This is a genomic window from Micromonospora sp. NPDC126480, assembly GCF_040302465.1.
GTDB lineage: Bacteria > Actinomycetota > Actinomycetes > Mycobacteriales > Micromonosporaceae > Micromonospora.
Map to the genome: position 1 here is coordinate 1 of NZ_JBEORU010000012.1, position 17,610 is coordinate 17,610.

The following is a 17,610-nucleotide window of genomic DNA, read 5'->3' on the forward strand; positions in this document are numbered from 1 at the left end:
CCTCAGCCCCGCCGACTACGAACAAGCCCTCACACCGACTACGCTGCACCAGATCGCGGCATAACCCGGTGTCCACATCCCGGGGGGAACCTCAGGTCTCGCCGGAGAAGCCGGCGAAGTCAATCGTGACGTGGGCACGCTCAAGAGCGACCTCGACGTGCGGGCGCAGCCCTACTGGCCGCTCGGTCTGTGCGCGGACGAATGCGCCGCTGCCCTGACGCGTCACGATCAGACGCTCGTCTCGCAGGATGCGCAGCGCCGTCTTCTCTGCCCCGATCCGGGTTGATGTCGTTGATCGTCGCGTCCATTTGTGCCGTTGTCAGGTCCGGATGGGACGTCACCGCGTCCGGCAGGGACGCGGGGGTCCTCACGCCGAGCGCCGTCTCGATCCGTCGGCGAGCGGCCTTCTCTTGGCCGTAGACGCACTTGGCGTAGACCCGCATGAGGACGTGGACGCTGTGCCCCGCCCACTCGGCGACCTGGGTAGCTGGCACTCCGGCGTTGAGCCAAAGCGACACGGCTGCGTGCCGTAGGTCGTACGGTCGCCGGGCCAGCGGTGAGCGCTGCTGAGCCGGGGTGAGCACCTTTGCCCGCGCGTCCCGCCATGCCTTCCCGTAGGTGTTGTTCGGGATTGGCTGGCCGGCGGTGGGCACGTACCGGCCACCGGGGCCGCGCCGGGTGACGAACAGCTTGCCGTTCGTTCCTGGCGGGTACTCCTTGATATGGCGATCGAGTAGCCGTACGAGCGGCGGTGGCACGGGTACGTCCCTGGTCGCTGCCTTTGCCCGGTGCTTGAGCCCTCGGTCCTCGGCGGTGTCGTCTCCGTCGCCCCAGTCTCGCCCCACGGCCACCGTTGAGCCGGTTAGGTGCAGCACGCCCCACCCCCCACGCTGGGCGGGCGCTCGTACTCGTCTTCTCGCAGGTGGAACACCTCTTCGGGCCGCAGCGCGGCGTAGTACATGCATCCGAAGAACGCTTCCAGCTCGGGCACGGCCTACCTCGCGGCGCACCGGCTCGCCGAGCACGTGTCGCCGGTCATCGGCCGGGCTTACGCCGAGCCGGGCCGCATGAAGCCCAACCCGGAACCGATCCTGCAAGCCGTGCGCTCCCTCGGCGAGCTGCCGGCCCGCTGCGTGCTGATCGGCGACTCGCCCTCGGACGTCAAGGGAGCGCGGGCCGCTGGGGTCGCGGTGATCGGCTACGCGAATCGACCGGCGAAGGGTCGACGCCTTCCGGCTCGCCGAGGCGGACGCGGTGGTCACCAGCATGAGCGAGATCGCCGCCGCGCTGATCGACCGGGGGAGCGACAACGCGAGTTGACTCCCTCCGACAAGATGCATGCGGTGGATGGGTTTCAACTCGCTGCCGCCCTTGTTGGTCACCTGGCCTGGCCAGTCTCGGTACTGGTCATGGTTCTGGTGCTGCGCAAGCCGATCATGAAGCGCATGGAGCAACTTCGTTCGGTTAGCGCGGGAAGCTTCGCGGCAGAGTTCGGAGAAGCCGAGCGCCAGGTAGACCGTGCCATTGAGGCCGAGGCAACTAGGGCAGTGACGGATGAGGATGTGAGCGGGCCGGAGGCACCCAGTAGCGCCGAGACCGATCGGCTAGAAGCTGGCTTCAAGGAGATCGCGCTTCGGGCAGGCGAGAACCCGTCGTACTCGGTGGTGGCATCGTGGTCGCTGCTAGGTCAGATCCTGGCGAGCATTGCGTCGGATCTCCTTCCGGCGAACATCCGCAGGCCATTCGGCAGCGGATCCTCGTACTTGCCCGTAGTCAGGGCTTTGCATGAGCAGGGCGTGATTTCGGACGAGACAGCCGCTGCTCTCGACTCGCTTCGGAGGCTTCGAAACGAAGTCGCTCACGGCGCGACGGCGCCAGAGCCCGGCGCTGCTCTTGCCTACGTCCGTTCCGCGAGCGACCTAGCGGAAGTCATCGGGTCGGGCGCGGACATGGTTTGGCGGCGTCGGCGGTACGAGGAGTAGGCGGGAGGCTTTGACGTAGACGGGCGGCCTTTGTCGCATCTGTGTCACCGTCTCCGGGCTATAAGGCGTTCGTGCTGGTCAGAGGCTTGGGCTTGGCGCTCTGTAAATCCGTCGCGAAAGCTACAGAGGTTCGAATCCTCTACCCGCCACCAGGTGCACCAACGGCCCCTGACCAGCAGGAATGCTGCTCAGGGGCCGTGTCGTTGGTCCGGCGTGGTCCAGCTTCGTCCAGCGCTGCTGAGGGCTCCGCGCGGGCTTCGCCGGCTATGGGAGGTAACCCCGGGGCAAGCCCGCCGAACGAGGTCGCCGGGCGCCTGGGCCAAGGCGTCGCCATCCGGCTGCGCGTCTACGCCAACTGCATCGACGGCGGCGACGACAGCATGAACGACATGATCGGCGACGCCCTTGGAGGAAGGGCAGGGGTCAGCCCTACTCGGCTGTGGTGGCGTCGTCCAGCAGGCGCCGTGCTTCGGCGATCACGTCCGCGTCGACATCCTCAGCCGCGGTGCTGGTGTACTCATGCCCGTCGTAGACGGCATCAACGTATTCGTAGGTGTTGTCAAGGCCGACCAGCTCGGCTGCCTTCGGAGTGCCATCCCAGGTGATGAACCGGTACGCCCAGGACGTGAGGTCGCGAGGCGTGATGGTCCCTGCGAGCAGTCGGTGAGCCATGATCCGGAGGGCTTTCTCTTCGCCCTCTCGGCTGCCTTCCCGGTAGTAGGTCAGCGAGAGCTCCGCCAGGGCGCCTTCAAGCCAACGTCGCAGCTCGTCACTCTCGCTACCCTTCACCAGCGAGAGGCCGGCGACGATCCGGAGGGTCGGACTGTCTACGCCCGCCACGAGGCAGTCGCAGGCGGCCTCGATGACGTCGGCCGCCGTGCTCGCGCTGACGCTCCACAGGGCGGCGGCGTCCTGGAGGCGAACCAGTGCTTCCTCTCCGAGCATCGATACATGGTCCACCGTCGAGTTGGTCTTGTCGCCGAGTGTTCGACCCAGGATTGACTGCCCGGCGTCCGACCTCTCCGATGCGGGTGGAGGATGACGTCCGGTCGCACGACCTGCCAGCATGAATGCTGGTCAGGGGCCTTGTCGTCGGTTGGGGCGGACGTGATAGGTGTCCGACGAGCGCGAAGACAGGGATAGCGGCCGATGTCCCGCGGATGTACTGTCTTCGTGAACTATGCGGGACGAAGGCGGTGCCCGGCGGGGAGCGGCGGGTCAGGGGATGGCCGCAATGCGGCAAGAGTCGCAATCTGCAACCTGCGAAATGGCTGTTGGCCGGCGAGGCCTCTGATCTGGGCGGTCGCGTTCGGCGACTGGTCCGAACGGCGGAAGGTGAGCGCCGGCCGGGTCGACGGCACGCGCAGCGCTTCTCTGGATGCCGGGCTCTGTGGCACGATCGTGGAACCCTACCCCTGTGACACTTCCCCGACAGGAGCAAACATGTCTGGTCGAAGGCTGGGCCGGCTGCTTGGCTCGCTCCTCGTGCTCTCTGCCGTCGCAGTCGTCGGCGTCAGCGACTTTCAGGGTGACCTTCACCTGATGGACTACGTCTGGACTCTCGGCATCGAGAACGGCGTCGTCCTTCGCTGAGTTCGCCGACTGGCCGCGAGTTCGCCGACTGGCCGCGGTCGTGGCGGCGGTCAGCCCGGCCGTAGGGAGCGGCATGCCCCGAGGTGATCTGGCGCGACGGCGCTCGACTCAGCATGCCTGGCTCATCACAGGACCCTTGGCGATGGTCGCCGTCGCATGTTCGACCATCACCGGTCTGGTGGCTCGGCCTGCGTTCGGGGAGTGGCCGCTCGCGGTCGTTCTGCTGATTGCCATGATCGTGTTGGGGATGCCGGTCCTCAACTTCGTCATCCGTCGGCAGGCGTTCGGCATCACGCTGGCCGAGATTCCGCTCGTCATCGCGTTCTACCTGCTTCCTCCGTTGACCGTCGTGGTCGTCTACACGGTGGCCTCGATGGCGACCCAGACCCGGCACCGCATCGCACCGGAGAAGTTCTGGTTCAACGTGGCCAAGGCGGCGGCCGGCACCTCGCTGGCGGCGCTTCTCCTCCAGGCGCTTCCACCGATGAACAACCTCGGCCCAGGCACCTGGCTGAGCCTATTCGCGGCTGCCGAGGCGGTCTGCCTGGTGAGCCTTTCTGCCATCGTCGGCGTGCACACCCTGCTGCAGGGTTGGCAGGCTGGCCGGCAAGCGCTGCGTGCCCCCGGCCTGCTGACGGCGGCGATCAACGTCTGTCTGGGCTTGATCATCCTGATCGCCGTCAACGAGACGTGGTGGTCGGCGATCCTGCTGGCGGTCCTGGGCGCCGCGCTCATTCTCGTGTACCGGTCGTACGCGCAGTTCTTCCGCCAGCACCGGACCTTGGCCGAGATGTACGACCTGACCCGGGCGATCGCCGAACGCGGCCAGGACGGGACCCTGGTGGACGCCCTGCTCGGCCGGGTGCGGGGCATGATGCAGGCCGAGTACGCGACGCTCTGGCTCCCGGCTCAGGGCAGACACCCCGAGGTGCTGCTGACCGCCCGAGTGGACGACGCGGGTCTGCTGGATGTCGTGCGGACGCCGGCGAGTCTGCGTGACCAGGCCGCCAGTGAGAGTCGGACCATTGCGGTCGGTCGTGCCTTCGACGGGGAACCGGGTGCCCGTCGAGCACTGCATGACGACAAGATCAAGGACGTCATCGTGGTGCCGTTACGGTCCGGCCAGGCGGTGATCGGAACGCTTGAGGTTGCCAACCGGCTCAGCGACGTCCGCCACTTCACGGCCGCCGACATTCCCGTCTTCGAGACGGTCGCCGCGCACGTCGCGGTGGCGCTGGAGAATTCGCGCCTCGTCGACCGGCTGCGGCACGACGCGTACCACGACTCGCTGACCAAGCTGCCCAACCGCCGCCGCATCACCGCGGCGCTGGAGGAGGCCGTCAAGATCCGGGCGCCGGGCGAGGTGGTGGCGCTGCTGCTGTTCGACGTCGACCGGTTGCGCTCGGTCAACGAGTCGCTCGGGCACGCCGCCGGCGACAAGGTCCTGATCGAGGTGGCCGAGCGGCTGCGCTCCCGGGCCCCGTCGTCGGCCCTGGTCGGCCGGGTCGGCGGCGACGAGTTCCTGGTCACGCTGCGCCTGGAGAGCGCCGAGGCGGCGCTGGAGATGGCCGCCCGGATGCGGGAGCAGATCCGTGCCGAGATGGTCTTCGACGACGGGCTCACCGTGGACGTCGACACGGCGGTGGGCGTGGCGACCCACCCGGAGCACGGCAGCGACCCGGCGGCGCTGCTGCAGCGGGTCGACCTCGCCGCGACCGCGGCCAAGTCCGTGCCGGGCAGCGTCCAGCTGTTCAACCCGGCGCTGGAGTCCCGGTCGTTGCGCCGGCTGGGCATCGCCGGCGACCTGCGGCGGGCCCTGGACGACGGCGAACTGGAGGTCTACTTCCAGCCCAAGGTGACCCTGCGGGACCGGCGGCTGGTCGGCGTGGAGTGCCTGGCCCGCTGGGACGACCCGGCGCACGGCTCGGTCGCCCCGGACGACTTCGTCGCGGTCGCCGAGCACACCGGCCAGTTGGGCCGGCTCACGGAGTTCGTGCTCCGGGAGGGCCTGCGGCGCAGCCGGGACTGGGCGCACGGGGGCCACCCGCTCTCCGTCGCGGTCAACATCTCCCCGCGTACGCTCACCGACCAGCACTTCCCGGCGCGGGTCCAGGAGCTGCTGGAGGAGTACGGCGTACCGCCGCAGCGGCTCACGCTGGAGATCAAGGAGTCCGGGGTGCTGGACGGCACCGACCGGCCGATCCCCACCCTGCGCCGCCTGCGGGACCTGGGCGTCCGCCTCTCGGTGGACGACTTCGGCACCGGCGACTCGTCCCTGGCGCACCTGCGGCGGCTTCCGGTGCACGAGGTGAAGGTGGATCGCTCGTTCGTGCAGGGCATGGCGACCGACCCGGGCGACCTCGCGATCGTCAACGCCGTGGTCACGCTCTCCCAGCAGTTCGGTCTCGCCGTGGTGGCCGAGGGTGTGGAGAGCGAGCTGACCCTGGAGCTCCTGCAGGACATCGGGTGCGAGATCGGGCAGGGCTTCCTGTTCAGCCGCCCGTTGCCGTACGAGCGGCTGGAGGCGTGGTTCGGCGCGCAGGTGGATCCGGAGGCCGTGCCCGCGGGCGAGCTGCCCCGCCTCCGAGTCGTGCCCTGAGCTGGGCGCACGTGCCTCGGGGGGATCCGATTTCACCTGCGCGATGGGGCCGTGTACTCTTACCTCTGCGCGACCACCGAGTGATCGTGCAGGCCCCCTTAGCTCAGTCGGCAGAGCGTCTCCATGGTAAGGAGAAGGTCTACGGTTCGATTCCGTAAGGGGGCTCAGAGGGTCCGGCTGGACCCGCCACGGCGGTGTAGCTCAGATGGCAGAGCAAGCGGCTCATAATCGCTGTGTCGCCGGTTCAAGTCCGGCCACCGCTACTCTCGTCCACCGGGCCGCTCCCGGCGGATGATGGGATGGGCGCCACAGGCGCCCACTTTGCATGTCCGCGTGGTCAGCGCGTAGGCTGACACGCCGTAGTTGTCACCCTTAGCGAGGAAGGCACTCCGCCGTGGCGAAGGCGACCGATGTCCGGCCGAAGATCACTTTGGCGTGTGTGGAGTGCAAGGAGCGCAACTACATCACGCGCAAGAACCGTCGTAACGACCCGGACCGCATCGAGCTGAAGAAGTTCTGCCCGCGCGACGGCCGGCACACGCTCCACCGCGAGACCCGCTGACCTGCGCCGGCCCGGCCGGCCCGCTCCAGCACCTTCCGATCGCCGATCCGCGGACCCGCGGTGGCTCTCCGAGCCGCCGCCGGTCGGGTGGATCGGCGATCGTGTTCTGCGTGTAGGTTCGCGGCATGTCCCTGGACCCGTCCTTCGTCGGCCGGACGTACCCGCCGACCGCCCCCTACCAGGTGGGCCGAGAGAAGATCCGCGAGTTCGCCACGGCGATCGGCGCCACCGATCCCGCCCACCACGACCCGGCGGCCGCCCGGGCGCTCGGCCATCCGGACGTGGTCGCCCCGCCGACCTTCCCCGTGGTGGTCACCATGGCCGCCAGCCGCCAGATCATCGAGGACCCGGCCCTCGGCGTGGACTACAGCCGGGTCGTCCACGGCGACCAGCGCTTCGCGTACACCCGTCCGGTCGTCGCGGGCGACGAGCTGGTCTGCGCCAACACCATCGAGGACGTCAGCAACCGTGGTGGGCACGGCTTCCTGACCACCCGGACCGAGGTCACGACGCCCGCCGGCGAGCCGGTGGTCACCGTCTGGTCGAAGATCGTCGTACGCGGGGAGGGCTGACGTGGAGCTGCCGGACAAGACGTACCGGGTGACTCGCGCGGACCTGGTCCGCTACGCGGGCGCCTCGGGGGACTTCAATCCCATCCACTGGAGCGACCGGTTCGCCACAAAGGTCGGGCTGCCCGGCGTCATCGCCCACGGCATGTTCACGATGGCGCTGGTCGGCCGGGCCGTCGCGGAGTGGGCCGGCGCCCCCGACGCGGTCGTCGACTACGGCGTGCGGTTCACCCGGCCGGTGGTGGTTCCCGACGACGACCAGGGCACCGAGATCGAGGTGACCGCGGTGGTCCGCGAGGTGACCGAGGAGGGTCTGACCAGGCTCGACGTCACCGCCACCTGCCTGGGGGAGAAGGTGTTGTCGCAGGCGAAGGCGACCATCCGTACGGCGCGCTGAACGATCTCGCGACGCGCGAGGGGTGGACCGGTTGGGAAAGTCGTGGCACTACCCGTACACTGGTCCGCCGTGGGGCACGTGACCCCTGCCCGGCCATGCGTGACGGGTGGGGTGACCGTTCGCCGCACAGGGGTGTAGCTCAATTGGCAGAGCAGCGGTCTCCAAAACCGCAGGCTGCAGGTTCAAGTCCTGTCACCCCTGCGCCTCAGGCCTGACCGTTCCCGTGGGTCGCGTCGCCGTCCGGCGGCGTCCGGCCCGTGGTGGTGGTATCGGCGGGGTGGTTCCGAGGCATTCGGGCCCTCCGGTTCGATCCGCCGGCCGCGGCCCGTCGCGGGACGGTCGGGCCGGCCGGCGTGACCAGACGCCGCGCACGCCGCGACGGCGTGCGAACCCGACATCCGCGACGGAGGGCGAAGTGGCCGACAACAAGCGGCGCGGCGAGGACGCCGACGACGAGCGTCTGAACGACGAGTTCGACGCCGCCGGCGACGACGACGCCGACGCTGAGGAGCCGGTCTCCCGGGGCGGCACCGCGACTCGGTCGCGCGCCAAGGCGGAGTCCGCCGACAGCCGGCCGAAGACCCGTTCGGACACCGACAAGGTCGGCCTGTTCGGGCGCATCGTCCGATTCGTCCGCGAGGTCGTGGCCGAGCTGCGTAAGGTCATTTGGCCGACCCGCAAGGAGCTGCTGACCTACACCGCCGTGGTGATCACGTTCGTCGCAGTGATGCTGGCGATCGTGGCCGGCCTGGACTTCGTCTTCGCGAAGGGCGTGCTGTGGGTCTTCGGCAACCCCAGCTGACCGGCTGACCGTGCCGATAGTGACGGAAGTGAGCGAGCGTGCCTGAGTACGACGAGACCGCCGGATCCGCGGACGAGCAGTCCACGGTCGCGACGGCGGCTGGTGACGAGTCGGTCGAGGCCGCCAGCGAGTCGGAGCTCCCCGCCGGCGGGGCAGCCGAGGACGAGGAGTTCGACCCGGTCGCCGAGCTGCGCCAGAAGCTGCGCTACGCGCCGGGCGACTGGTACGTGGTGCACTCGTACGCCGGCTACGAGAACAAGGTCAAGACCAACCTCGAGACCCGGATCACGTCCCTCGACATGGAGGACTACATCTACCAGGTCGAGGTCCCGACCCGGGAAGAGGTCGAGGTCAAGAACGGCAAGCGGTCCCAGGTGCAGGCCAAGGTCTTCCCCGGCTACATCCTGGTCCGTATGGAGCTGACCGCCGAGTCCTACTCCTGCGTGCGCAACACGCCGGGCGTGACCGGCTTCGTGGGCGCCACCGACCGGGCCGACCGTCCGGCGCCGCTGAGCCTCGACGAGGTGCTCAAGTGGCTGGCGCCGGCCGTCGAAACCGAGCAGAAGAAGGCCAAGCCCGAGGTCAAGGTCCTCGACTTCGAGGTCGGCGACTCGGTCACCGTCACCGACGGCGCGTTCGCCTCCCTGCCGGCGACGATCAGTGAGATCAACGCCGACCAGCAGAAGCTCAAGGTGCTGGTGTCGATCTTCGGCCGGGAGACCCCGGTGGAGTTGAACTTCAACCAGGTCGCCAAGATCTGACCCTGGTACGTCGGCGGGGGTGACGGCCCACCGCCGGCGTACGCGTCTCGGCGCGGGAGCGACCGTCAGCCGGACCTCGGCGGACCGGGTCGCGGGACGCTGCGCTACCCTAGAACGTCGCCGTCGTCGCGGCGCGCTGACCGTGCGTGCCCGCGTTCGGTGCGAATCCCCGATCCAAGTCCCAGGAAGAGACATGCCTCCGAAGAAGAAGCTCGTCAAGACGTTCACGCTTCAGCTGCCGGCGGGCCAGGCCACCCCGGCGCCGCCGGTCGGCCCCGCGCTCGGCCAGCACGGCGTGAACATCATGGAGTTCTGCAAGTCCTACAACGCGCAGACCGAGTCGCAGCGGGGCGACATCGTCCCGGCCGAGATCAGCGTGTACGAGGACCGCACCTTCACCTTCGTGCTGAAGACCCCGCCCGCCGCCCGGCTGCTGATCAAGGCCGCCGGCGTGCAGAAGGGCTCGGGCGTCCCGCACAAGGAGAAGGTCGGCCAGGTCACCCGCGCCCAGCTGCGGGAGATCGCCGAGAAGAAGATGGCCGACCTCAACGCCAACGACCTCGACCAGGCCGAGAAGATCATCGCCGGCACCGCCCGGTCGATGGGCCTGAACGTCGTCGACTGACCTCCGGCCGACCAGCCGATCCCGTTCGTGGGAGGGCGCGCGAGCGTCGCGGGCCCGCCAGAGACCACAGGAGCAACTACAGATGCAGCGCAGCAAGAACTACCGCAAGGCCGCCGATGTCATCGACCGGTCGAAGCTCTACACCCCCGCCGAGGCCGTGAAGCTGGCCAAGGAGACCACCGCCGTCAAGTTCGACGCCACGGTCGAGGTCGCGATGCGCCTCGGCGTCGACCCCCGCAAGGCGGACCAGATGGTGCGCGGCACGGTCAACCTGCCGCACGGCACCGGTAAGACCGCCCGCGTGATCGTGTTCGCCGCCGGTGCGAAGGCCGAGGAGGCCACCGCCGCCGGTGCGGACGAGGTGGGCACCGACGAGCTGGTCGCCCGGATCCAGGGCGGCTGGCTCGACTTCGACGCGGCGATCGCCACGCCGGACCAGATGGCCAAGATCGGCCGGATCGCGCGGATCCTGGGCCCGCGCGGTCTCATGCCGAACCCGAAGACCGGCACGGTGACCATGGACGTCGCCAAGGCTGTCTCGGACATCAAGGGCGGCAAGATCACCTTCCGGGTGGACAAGCACTCCAACCTGCACCTGATCATCGGCAAGGCCTCGTTCTCCGAGGCCCAGCTGGTCGACAACTACGCGGCGGTCCTCGACGAGGTGCTCCGCGCCAAGCCGTCGGCGGCCAAGGGCACGTACCTGAAGAAGGTCACCCTCACCACCACCATGGGCCCGGGCGTTCCGGTCGACCCGAAGCTGGTGAAGAACCTCCAGGAGGGCCCGGCCGAGGGCTGAGCACGATTCCCGCACAGGGGCCCCGCCACGAGCCGTGGCGGGGCTCCTGTCGTTCGTCCGGCTGTGGCAGGCTCGCGGCATGCTGCTGGAGGACGTCTGGCTGCGGTACCACCGGCACGGCCGGTGGGTGCTGCGCGAGACCACGGTGGAGATCGGGCCCGGCGAGGTCACGGTCGTGCTCGGCCGCAACGGCGCCGGCAAGTCGACGCTGCTCCAGCTCGTCGCCGGCGTCCTCCGCCCGACCCGGGGCCGGGTGGTTGACCGGCCGGCCGTGGTCGGCTGGGTCCCGGAGCGGTTCCCCGCCGACCAGCCGTTCACCGTCGGGGGATACCTCTCCGCGATGGGCCGGGTCGCCGGCCTGCCGGGTGCCGCGGCCGACCGCGCGGTGAGCCGGTGGGTCGACCGGCTCGGGCTGGGCCCGTTCCGCGAGGTCCGGCTGTCCCGGCTCTCGAAGGGCACCGCGCAGAAGGTGGGCCTGGCCCGGGCGCTGCTGCGCCCGCCCGGCCTGCTCGTCCTCGACGAACCGTGGGAGGGCCTGGACTCCGGGGCCCGCGAGCTGGTGCCGGAGCTGATCGACGAGGTGCTGGCCGATGGCGGCGCGGTGCTGGTCAGCGACCACCGCGGCGAGACGGTCCGGCTTCCCGGCGCGCGGCGCTGGACCGTCGCCGAGGGGGCGGTCGTCGAGCCGGCGCCGTCCGACCGTCCGGCGCTCGCGGTGGTCGAGCTGAGCGTCCCCGCCGCGCGGGTCACCGACACCGTGGCCCGCCTGCGGGCCGAGGGCCATCAGATCCTCCGGGTACGCGACCACACCGCCCCACCTCCGGCCACGCCGCCCGGACCGTCGTCGGAGGTGGCCCGGTGACCGCGCTGGTCCGGTTCCGGCTCGCCGGCTTCCTGCGTACCGGCCGGGCCCTGGCGCCGGTCCTGGCCGGCCTGCTCGCCCTCGGCGTCCTCTACGGCGGCGGCCGGGCCCAGCCGGCGGAGGCGTACGGCGTCTCCGCGGTGGTGCTCTTCCCGGTGCTGGCCTGGCAGACCAAGATCCTGCTGGACGTCGAGCCGGACGTGCAGCGCCGGCTGGCCGTGGTGACGGTCGGACCGGCCCGGGAGCGGGCGGCCGGCCTGCTCGCCGCGGCGGCGGCCGGCCTCGGCCTGGTCGTGGTGGCCCTGGCCGTCCCGTGGCTGGTGGGCGGGGTGTCCGGTCCCACCGGGCCGGGCGACCGGTCGATCCCGGCGGGGCTGGCGCTGGGCCTCTGGGCCCACCTGCTCGCCCTGCCGGCGGCCGTGGCGCTGGGTGCGCTGGCCAGCCGGGCGGTGACCCGCAGCGCCGGGTACGGCGTCGCCGTGCTCACCGTCGGCGCGGTCCTCGCGCTGGTGCTCGGCCTCTCCGGCTCGTCACTGTCGTGGCTGGTGCCGCCGCTGATGCCCACCGCGCGGGCCCTGGCGGGCGCGCTACCGGGCACGACCGCCGCGCTGCTGACCGGCTGGGCACTGGCCTGGGCGACGGCGGCCCTGGCCGCCTACGCCCGGGCCCGCCGCCGGCGCGCCTGAGGTCCGGGGTGCCGGGGTGAGCGGGCGCACGCCGGGGGCGATTTGGCGGTCACGGTGGGTGTCGCGTAACCTTGGCGCGAAGTTCCACCCAGAGACCGCTGGTCACCGTGCCCCGGCACGGTCGAAGGTCCCGCGATGACGGGCGACCCGCGCAGGGCGGCAAGCGAAAATCGGCTTCGTTCCGTGGTCCGCCGACCGCGACGACCGGGCCGGCCCTCGCCCCGTGCGCCCTGCGCCGGGGCTTTCTCGTTGCCGCGTTCCTCCGCTCCCGTCGACGGCTTCCGCCGCCGACGGTGACCAGCCTGGAGCAACGAGAGAGGAGGGACATGGCGGACAAGCCGATCCGGGCCGACAAGGCCACGGCCGTCGCTGAGCTGACCGAGAGCTTCCGCAACGCGGGCGCGACCGTGCTGACCGAGTACCGCGGTCTGACGGTCTCCCAGCTCACCCAGCTGCGGCGCTCGCTCGGCACGGAGACCAGCTACACCGTCGCGAAGAACACGCTGGCCAAGCGTGCCGCGGCGGACGCGGGCATCTCCGGCCTCGACGAGCTGTTCACCGGTCCTACCGCGCTGACTTTCGTTTCGGGCGACGTCGTCGAGGCGGCGAAGGGTCTTCGCGACTTCGCGAAGTCCAACCCGAAGCTCGTCATCAAGGGCGGTGTGTTCGAGGGCAAGGCCATCTCCGCGGCCGAGGTCACGAAGCTCGCCGACCTGGAGTCCCGCGAGGTGCTGCTGGCCAAGCTGGCCGGTGCCATGAAGGGCAACCTGAGCAAGGCCGCGGCCCTGTTCCAGGCTCCGCTCGCCAAGACCGCCCGTCTGGCGGCCGCCCTGCAGGACAAGCGCGAGAAGGAGGGCGCCGAGGCGGCCTGAGGCCTCCCGGCGCACCCACGTTCTTAGTCACCATTTGAGAAAGGACGCCAGACATGGCGAAGCTCAGCACCGAAGAGCTGCTCGACGCGTTCAAGGAGATGACGCTGATCGAGCTCTCCGAGTTCGTGAAGCAGTTCGAGGAGACCTTCGAGGTCACCGCCGCCGCCCCGGTCGCGATGGCCGCCGGCGTGCCGGCCCAGGGTGGCGCTGCCGCCGAGGCCGAGCCGGAGAAGGACGAGTTCGACGTCATCCTCGACGCCGACGGTGGCAAGAAGATCCAGGTCATCAAGGTCGTGCGTGAGCTGACCGGCCTGGGCCTGAAGGAGGCCAAGGACCTGGTCGAGGCCGCGCCGAAGCCGGTCCTGGAGAAGGTCAACAAGGAGACCGCCGACAAGGCCAAGGCCAAGCTCGAGGGCGAGGGCGCCAAGGTCACCCTCAAGTGACCCTGCGCCGACTGGCGCGCGTCCGGCTCACGTGAGCCGGGGCACACCACGTCACGGCGGGCGGCGATCCGGGAAGCGGATCGCCGCCCGCCGCGTTGGTGGCACCGGCGGCGGCGCAGGTGAGCTGGGCGTCGACGCCCGCCCGGGCACCCGCGCCCGGATGCCTGGCGGTAGCCCGGGGTGGGAAAGGCGCGGCGAGCCGGCGACCGGCCCTTGACGCGGCCGGTCCCGGGCAGGCACGCTGACATCAGCAAGACCTTCCGCGCTTGCAACGGCCACCACTTGGGTAATGGCACCGGCGACACCGTCGCCTGCGACACCCGGGCGGCCCGGTGGGAGCGTCGCGTTCCGAGCGGCCCGGTGCGACCCGGTCGAGGTCCCGAGGCACGTTCCGCGACGACCTGCGGGGTGGGCTGGACAGCGGTTAGCCTCTCGGCTACACTGCTAGTTTGCGCTGCCTTCTGAGTTGACCCCTGCTCGGAAATGTCCGTTTGTGGATATTTCTGGTGGGGTCATTGGAGTGCACGCGTACCAGCCGTTCTGCAGCACCGGTCCTCGGAAGGACGCATCTTGGCAGCTTCCCGCCCTGCGAAGACCAGTCGTACGTCGAGCGCTTTCGCTCCCCGCCGAGTTTCCTTCGGCCGGATCACCGAACACCTCGAGGTCCCCAACCTCCTCGCCATCCAGACCGAGTCCTTCGACTGGCTGGTCGGCAACGAGGCATGGCAGGGCCGGTCGGCGGACGACCCGCACGCACGCTCGGGTCTCGCGGAGATCCTCGACGAGATCAGTCCCATTGAGGACTTCTCCGGCACCATGTCGCTCTCCTTCTCGGCGCCGCGCTTCGACGAGGTCAAGGCCTCGATCGAGGAGTGCAAGGAGAAGGACCTCACCTACTGCGCCCCGCTGTTCGTGACCGCGGAGTTCACCAACAACACCACCGGCGAGATCAAGAGCCAGACGGTGTTCATGGGTGACTTCCCGATGATGACGCCGAAGGGCACCTTCATCATCAACGGCACCGAGCGCGTCGTCGTCAGCCAGCTCGTCCGGTCCCCGGGCGTCTACTTCGACAAGCAGCCGGACAAGACCTCCGACCGCGACCTCTCCAGCGTCAAGGTCATCCCGAGCCGGGGTGCCTGGCTGGAGTTCGACATCGACAAGCGCGACACGGTCGGCGTCCGCATCGACCGCAAGCGCCGGCAGGCCGTCACCGTCCTGCTCAAGGCCATCGGTTGGTCGGCCGAGCAGATCCGCGAGCGGTTCGGCTGGTCCGAGCTGATGATGACCACGCTCGAGAAGGACCACATCGCCGGCCAGGACGAGGCGCTGCTCGACATTTACCGCAAGCTGCGCCCGGGTGAGCCGCCGACCCGTGAGAACGCCCAGACCCTGCTCGACAACCTCTTCTTCAACCCGAAGCGGTACGACGTCGCCAAGGTCGGTCGGTACAAGTTCAACAAGAAGCTCAACCTGGACGTCCCGATCACCACGGGCGTGCTCACCGAGGACGACATCGTCGCCACCGTGGAGTACCTCTGCCGGCTGCACGCCGGTGAGGAGGGCTACGAGGCCGACGACATCGACCACTTCGGCAACCGCCGCCTGCGTACCGTCGGCGAGCTGATCCAGAACCAGGTCCGGGTCGGCCTGTCCCGGATGGAGCGGGTCGTCCGCGAGCGGATGACCACCCAGGACGTCGAGGCGATCACGCCGCAGACCCTGATCAACATCCGCCCGGTGGTGGCGGCGATCAAGGAGTTCTTCGGCACGTCGCAGCTGTCCCAGTTCATGGACCAGACCAACCCGCTGGCGGGTCTCACCCACCGGCGCCGGCTGAGCGCGCTCGGTCCGGGCGGTCTGTCCCGGGAGCGGGCCGGCTTCGAGGTCCGTGACGTGCACCCGTCCCACTACGGCCGGATGTGCCCGATCGAGACGCCGGAAGGCCCGAACATCGGCCTGATCGGCGCGCTGTCCACCTTCGCCCGGGTCAACCCGTTCGGCTTCATCGAGACGCCGTACCGGAAGGTCGTCGACGGTCGGGTCACCGACCAGATCGACTACCTGACCGCGGACGAGGAGGACCGCTTCGTCAAGGCGCAGGCCAACGCGCCCCTGAAGGCGGACGGCTCGTTCGCCGAGGACCGGGTGCTCGTCCGCCGGAAGGGCGGCGAGACCGAGGACGTCCCGCCGGCGGCCGTGGACTACATGGACGTCTCGCCGCGGCAGATGACCTCCGTCGCGACCGCGATGATCCCGTTCCTCGAGCACGACGACGCCAACCGCGCGCTCATGGGCGCGAACATGCAGCGCCAGGCCGTGCCGCTGGTCAAGGCCGAGTCGCCGCTTGTCGGCACCGGCATGGAGTACCGCGCCGCGGTCGACGCCGGTGACGTGGTGGTCGCCGAGGTCGGTGGCGTGGTCGAGGACCTGTGCGCCGACTACATCACCGTCCACCAGGACGACGGCCACCGCCGGACGTACCTGCTGCACAAGTTCCGCCGCTCCAACGCCGGCTCCTGCGTCAACCAGAAGCCGGTGGTCTTCGAGGGCGACCGCGTCGAGGCCGGCCAGGTCATCGCCGACGGTCCGTGCACCGACGACGGTGAGATGGCGCTCGGGCGCAACCTGCTCGTGGCGTTCATGACCTGGGAGGGCCACAACTACGAGGACGCGATCATCCTGTCGCAGCGCCTCGTGCAGCAGGACGTGCTCACCTCGATCCACATCGAGGAGCACGAGGTCGACGCCCGGGACACCAAGCTCGGTCCGGAGGAGATCACCCGCGACATCCCGAACGTCAGCGAGGAGATGCTCGCCGACCTCGACGAGCGCGGCATCATCCGGATCGGCGCCGAGGTCGTTCCCGGCGACATCCTGGTCGGCAAGGTCACGCCCAAGGGCGAGACCGAGCTGACCCCGGAGGAGCGGCTGCTCCGCGCGATCTTCGGCGAGAAGGCGCGTGAGGTCCGGGACACCTCGCTGAAGGTGCCGCACGGCGAGACCGGCACGGTCATCGGCGTCCGTACCTTCTCCCGGGAGGACGGCGACGAGCTTCCCCCGGGCGTCAACGAGCTGGTCCGGGTCTACGTCGCCCAGAAGCGGAAGATCCAGGACGGTGACAAGCTCGCCGGCCGGCACGGCAACAAGGGCGTCATCTCCAAGATCCTGCCCATCGAGGACATGCCGTTCCTCGAGGACGGCACGCCGGTCGACATCGTGCTGAACCCGCTCGGCGTTCCCTCCCGGATGAACATCGGCCAGGTGCTGGAGACGCACCTCGGCTGGGTGGCCAAGACCGGGTGGAAGGTCGACGGCGGCGACGCCGAGTGGAAGCGCCAGCTCCAGGCGATCGACGCGGACGAGTCCGAGCCGGACACCAACGTGGCCACCCCGGTCTTCGACGGTGCCCGCGAGGAGGAGATCTCCGGTCTGCTCGCGTCGACCCTGCCCAACCGGGACGGCAAGCAGCTGATCGGGTCGTCCGGCAAGGCGCAGCTGTTCGACGGTCGCTCCGGCGAGCCGCTGCCCGACCCGATCGCGGTCGGATACATCTACATCCTGAAGCTCAACCACCTGGTCGACGACAAGATCCACGCCCGGTCGACCGGCCCGTACTCGATGATCACGCAGCAGCCGCTGGGTGGTAAGGCGCAGTTCGGCGGCCAGCGCTTCGGTGAGATGGAGTGCTGGGCGATGCAGGCGTACGGCGCCGCCTACGCCCTGCAGGAGCTGCTGACGATCAAGTCCGACGACGTCCTCGGCCGGGTGAAGGTCTACGAGGCGATCGTCAAGGGCGAGAACATCCCCGAGCCGGGCATCCCGGAGTCGTTCAAGGTGCTGCTCAAGGAGCTGCAGTCGCTGTGCCTCAACGTCGAGGTGCTGTCCAGCGACGGTGTGGCCCTGGAGATGCGCGAGACCGACGACGAGGTGTTCCGGGCGGCGGAGGAGCTGGGCATCGACCTGTCCCGGCGCGAGCCGAGCTCGGTCGAAGAGGTCTGAGGTGAGCGGTCGGGAGCCGGCTCGCCGCCGGCTCCCGGCGCCACCCCACTAGCTAA

The 17,610-nt window shown here is 69.7% G+C and carries 16 protein-coding genes, 3 tRNA genes and 3 pseudogenes; 19 read left to right on the forward strand and 3 right to left on the reverse strand.

Annotated elements, in window-relative coordinates; genetic code table 11:
* Nucleotides 1-94: 94 nt before the first annotated feature.
* Nucleotides 95-265, reverse strand: a pseudogene (locus ABTW87_RS13430) (GntR family transcriptional regulator); the annotation flags it as partial.
* A gap of 61 nt (nt 266-326) precedes the next feature.
* Nucleotides 327-994, reverse strand: a pseudogene (locus ABTW87_RS13435) (tyrosine-type recombinase/integrase); the annotation flags it as partial.
* Between ABTW87_RS13435 and ABTW87_RS13440 the strand changes: the two are divergent.
* Together ABTW87_RS13440 and ABTW87_RS13445 are read left to right on the forward strand one after the other, a co-directional pair.
* Nucleotides 987-1,320, forward strand: a pseudogene (locus ABTW87_RS13440) (HAD family hydrolase); the annotation flags it as partial. The pseudogenes ABTW87_RS13435 and ABTW87_RS13440 sit on opposite strands and share 8 nt — an antisense overlap.
* A gap of 89 nt (nt 1,321-1,409) precedes the next feature.
* Complete coding sequence (locus tag ABTW87_RS13445; RefSeq protein ID WP_350651100.1) at nt 1,410-1,982, forward strand: hypothetical protein; 573 nt, start codon at nt 1,410-1,412, stop codon at nt 1,980-1,982.
* 429 nt (nt 1,983-2,411) lie between these two features.
* On the opposite strand, the gene ABTW87_RS13450 is transcribed toward ABTW87_RS13445, so the two are convergent.
* On the reverse strand, nt 2,412-2,927 hold the full coding sequence (locus ABTW87_RS13450) for a hypothetical protein (RefSeq protein ID WP_350651101.1): 516 nt from the start codon (nt 2,925-2,927) through the stop codon (nt 2,412-2,414).
* A gap of 498 nt (nt 2,928-3,425) precedes the next feature.
* Here ABTW87_RS13450 and ABTW87_RS13455 point away from each other — a divergent pair, with 498 nt between their 5' ends.
* The 17 genes from ABTW87_RS13455 (at nt 3,426) to rpoB (ending at nt 17,554) form a co-directional block, all read left to right on the forward strand.
* A complete protein-coding gene (locus ABTW87_RS13455) occupies nt 3,426-3,575 on the forward strand; it encodes a hypothetical protein (protein WP_350651102.1) in 150 nt (49 codons plus the stop codon).
* Between the two features lie 73 nt (nt 3,576-3,648).
* Nucleotides 3,649-6,174 carry a putative bifunctional diguanylate cyclase/phosphodiesterase gene (locus ABTW87_RS13460; protein ID WP_350651103.1) on the forward strand — a complete coding sequence of 842 codons (2,526 nt, stop codon included), beginning with the start codon at nt 3,649-3,651 and terminating at the stop codon, nt 6,172-6,174.
* 92 nt (nt 6,175-6,266) lie between these two features.
* Nucleotides 6,267-6,339 (forward strand) — tRNA-Thr (locus ABTW87_RS13465).
* Nucleotides 6,340-6,364: 25 nt separating this feature from the next.
* A tRNA-Met gene (locus ABTW87_RS13470) sits at nt 6,365-6,437 on the forward strand.
* 131 nt (nt 6,438-6,568) lie between these two features.
* Nucleotides 6,569-6,736: a 50S ribosomal protein L33 gene (gene rpmG, locus ABTW87_RS13475; RefSeq protein ID WP_093403583.1), complete on the forward strand. Its 168-nt coding sequence runs from the start codon at nt 6,569-6,571 to the stop codon at nt 6,734-6,736.
* Nucleotides 6,737-6,861: 125 nt separating this feature from the next.
* Nucleotides 6,862-7,308, forward strand: coding sequence for an FAS1-like dehydratase domain-containing protein (locus ABTW87_RS13480; protein WP_350651104.1), 447 nt, complete (start codon nt 6,862-6,864; stop codon nt 7,306-7,308).
* A gap of 1 nt (nt 7,309) precedes the next feature.
* Nucleotides 7,310-7,702: a MaoC family dehydratase gene (locus ABTW87_RS13485; protein WP_350651105.1), complete on the forward strand. Its 393-nt coding sequence runs from the start codon at nt 7,310-7,312 to the stop codon at nt 7,700-7,702.
* Between the two features lie 128 nt (nt 7,703-7,830).
* A tRNA-Trp gene (locus tag ABTW87_RS13490) sits at nt 7,831-7,903 on the forward strand.
* A gap of 214 nt (nt 7,904-8,117) precedes the next feature.
* A complete protein-coding gene (secE, locus tag ABTW87_RS13495) occupies nt 8,118-8,504 on the forward strand; it encodes a preprotein translocase subunit SecE (protein ID WP_350651106.1) in 387 nt (128 codons plus the stop codon).
* A gap of 38 nt (nt 8,505-8,542) precedes the next feature.
* Nucleotides 8,543-9,265, forward strand: a complete 723-nt coding sequence (gene nusG / locus ABTW87_RS13500; RefSeq protein WP_350651107.1) for a transcription termination/antitermination protein NusG — start codon at nt 8,543-8,545, stop codon at nt 9,263-9,265.
* Between the two features lie 193 nt (nt 9,266-9,458).
* Nucleotides 9,459-9,890, forward strand: coding sequence for a 50S ribosomal protein L11 (gene rplK / locus ABTW87_RS13505; RefSeq protein ID WP_350651108.1), 432 nt, complete (start codon nt 9,459-9,461; stop codon nt 9,888-9,890).
* 82 nt (nt 9,891-9,972) lie between these two features.
* Entirely contained in the window at nt 9,973-10,689 is a 717-nt protein-coding gene (rplA, locus tag ABTW87_RS13510; protein ID WP_350651109.1) for a 50S ribosomal protein L1, read from the forward strand.
* A 79-nt stretch (nt 10,690-10,768) separates the two neighbouring features.
* Nucleotides 10,769-11,551, forward strand: coding sequence for an ABC transporter ATP-binding protein (locus tag ABTW87_RS13515; RefSeq protein WP_350651110.1), 783 nt, complete (start codon nt 10,769-10,771; stop codon nt 11,549-11,551).
* Entirely contained in the window at nt 11,548-12,237 is a 690-nt protein-coding gene (locus ABTW87_RS13520) for a hypothetical protein (RefSeq protein WP_350651111.1), read from the forward strand. Before ABTW87_RS13515 ends, ABTW87_RS13520 begins: the two co-directional genes overlap by 4 nt.
* A gap of 326 nt (nt 12,238-12,563) precedes the next feature.
* A complete protein-coding gene (gene rplJ, locus ABTW87_RS13525) occupies nt 12,564-13,109 on the forward strand; it encodes a 50S ribosomal protein L10 (RefSeq protein WP_350651112.1) in 546 nt (181 codons plus the stop codon).
* Between the two features lie 53 nt (nt 13,110-13,162).
* Nucleotides 13,163-13,552 carry a 50S ribosomal protein L7/L12 gene (gene rplL / locus ABTW87_RS13530; RefSeq protein WP_350651113.1) on the forward strand — a complete coding sequence of 130 codons (390 nt, stop codon included), beginning with the start codon at nt 13,163-13,165 and terminating at the stop codon, nt 13,550-13,552.
* A gap of 570 nt (nt 13,553-14,122) precedes the next feature.
* Nucleotides 14,123-17,554 carry a DNA-directed RNA polymerase subunit beta gene (gene rpoB, locus ABTW87_RS13535; protein ID WP_350651114.1) on the forward strand — a complete coding sequence of 1,144 codons (3,432 nt, stop codon included), beginning with the start codon at nt 14,123-14,125 and terminating at the stop codon, nt 17,552-17,554.
* Nucleotides 17,555-17,610 lie beyond the last annotated feature (56 nt).

Excerpts from the sequence above, each read along its gene's own strand:
- ABTW87_RS13445 (WP_350651100.1), top strand. The coding sequence starts at position 1,410 with ATGGTTCTGGTGCTGCGCAAGCCGATCATGAAGCGCATGGAGCAACTT.
- ABTW87_RS13450 (WP_350651101.1), bottom strand. The coding sequence starts at position 2,927 with ATGCTCGGAGAGGAAGCACTGGTTCGCCTCCAGGACGCCGCCGCCCTG.
- ABTW87_RS13455 (WP_350651102.1), top strand. The coding sequence starts at position 3,426 with ATGTCTGGTCGAAGGCTGGGCCGGCTGCTTGGCTCGCTCCTCGTGCTC.
- ABTW87_RS13460 (WP_350651103.1), top strand. The coding sequence starts at position 3,649 with ATGCCCCGAGGTGATCTGGCGCGACGGCGCTCGACTCAGCATGCCTGG.
- ABTW87_RS13480 (WP_350651104.1), top strand. The coding sequence starts at position 6,862 with ATGTCCCTGGACCCGTCCTTCGTCGGCCGGACGTACCCGCCGACCGCC.
- rplK (WP_350651108.1), top strand. The coding sequence starts at position 9,459 with ATGCCTCCGAAGAAGAAGCTCGTCAAGACGTTCACGCTTCAGCTGCCG.
- rplA (WP_350651109.1), top strand. The coding sequence starts at position 9,973 with ATGCAGCGCAGCAAGAACTACCGCAAGGCCGCCGATGTCATCGACCGG.
- ABTW87_RS13515 (WP_350651110.1), top strand. The coding sequence starts at position 10,769 with ATGCTGCTGGAGGACGTCTGGCTGCGGTACCACCGGCACGGCCGGTGG.
- rplJ (WP_350651112.1), top strand. The coding sequence starts at position 12,564 with ATGGCGGACAAGCCGATCCGGGCCGACAAGGCCACGGCCGTCGCTGAG.
- rplL (WP_350651113.1), top strand. The coding sequence starts at position 13,163 with ATGGCGAAGCTCAGCACCGAAGAGCTGCTCGACGCGTTCAAGGAGATG.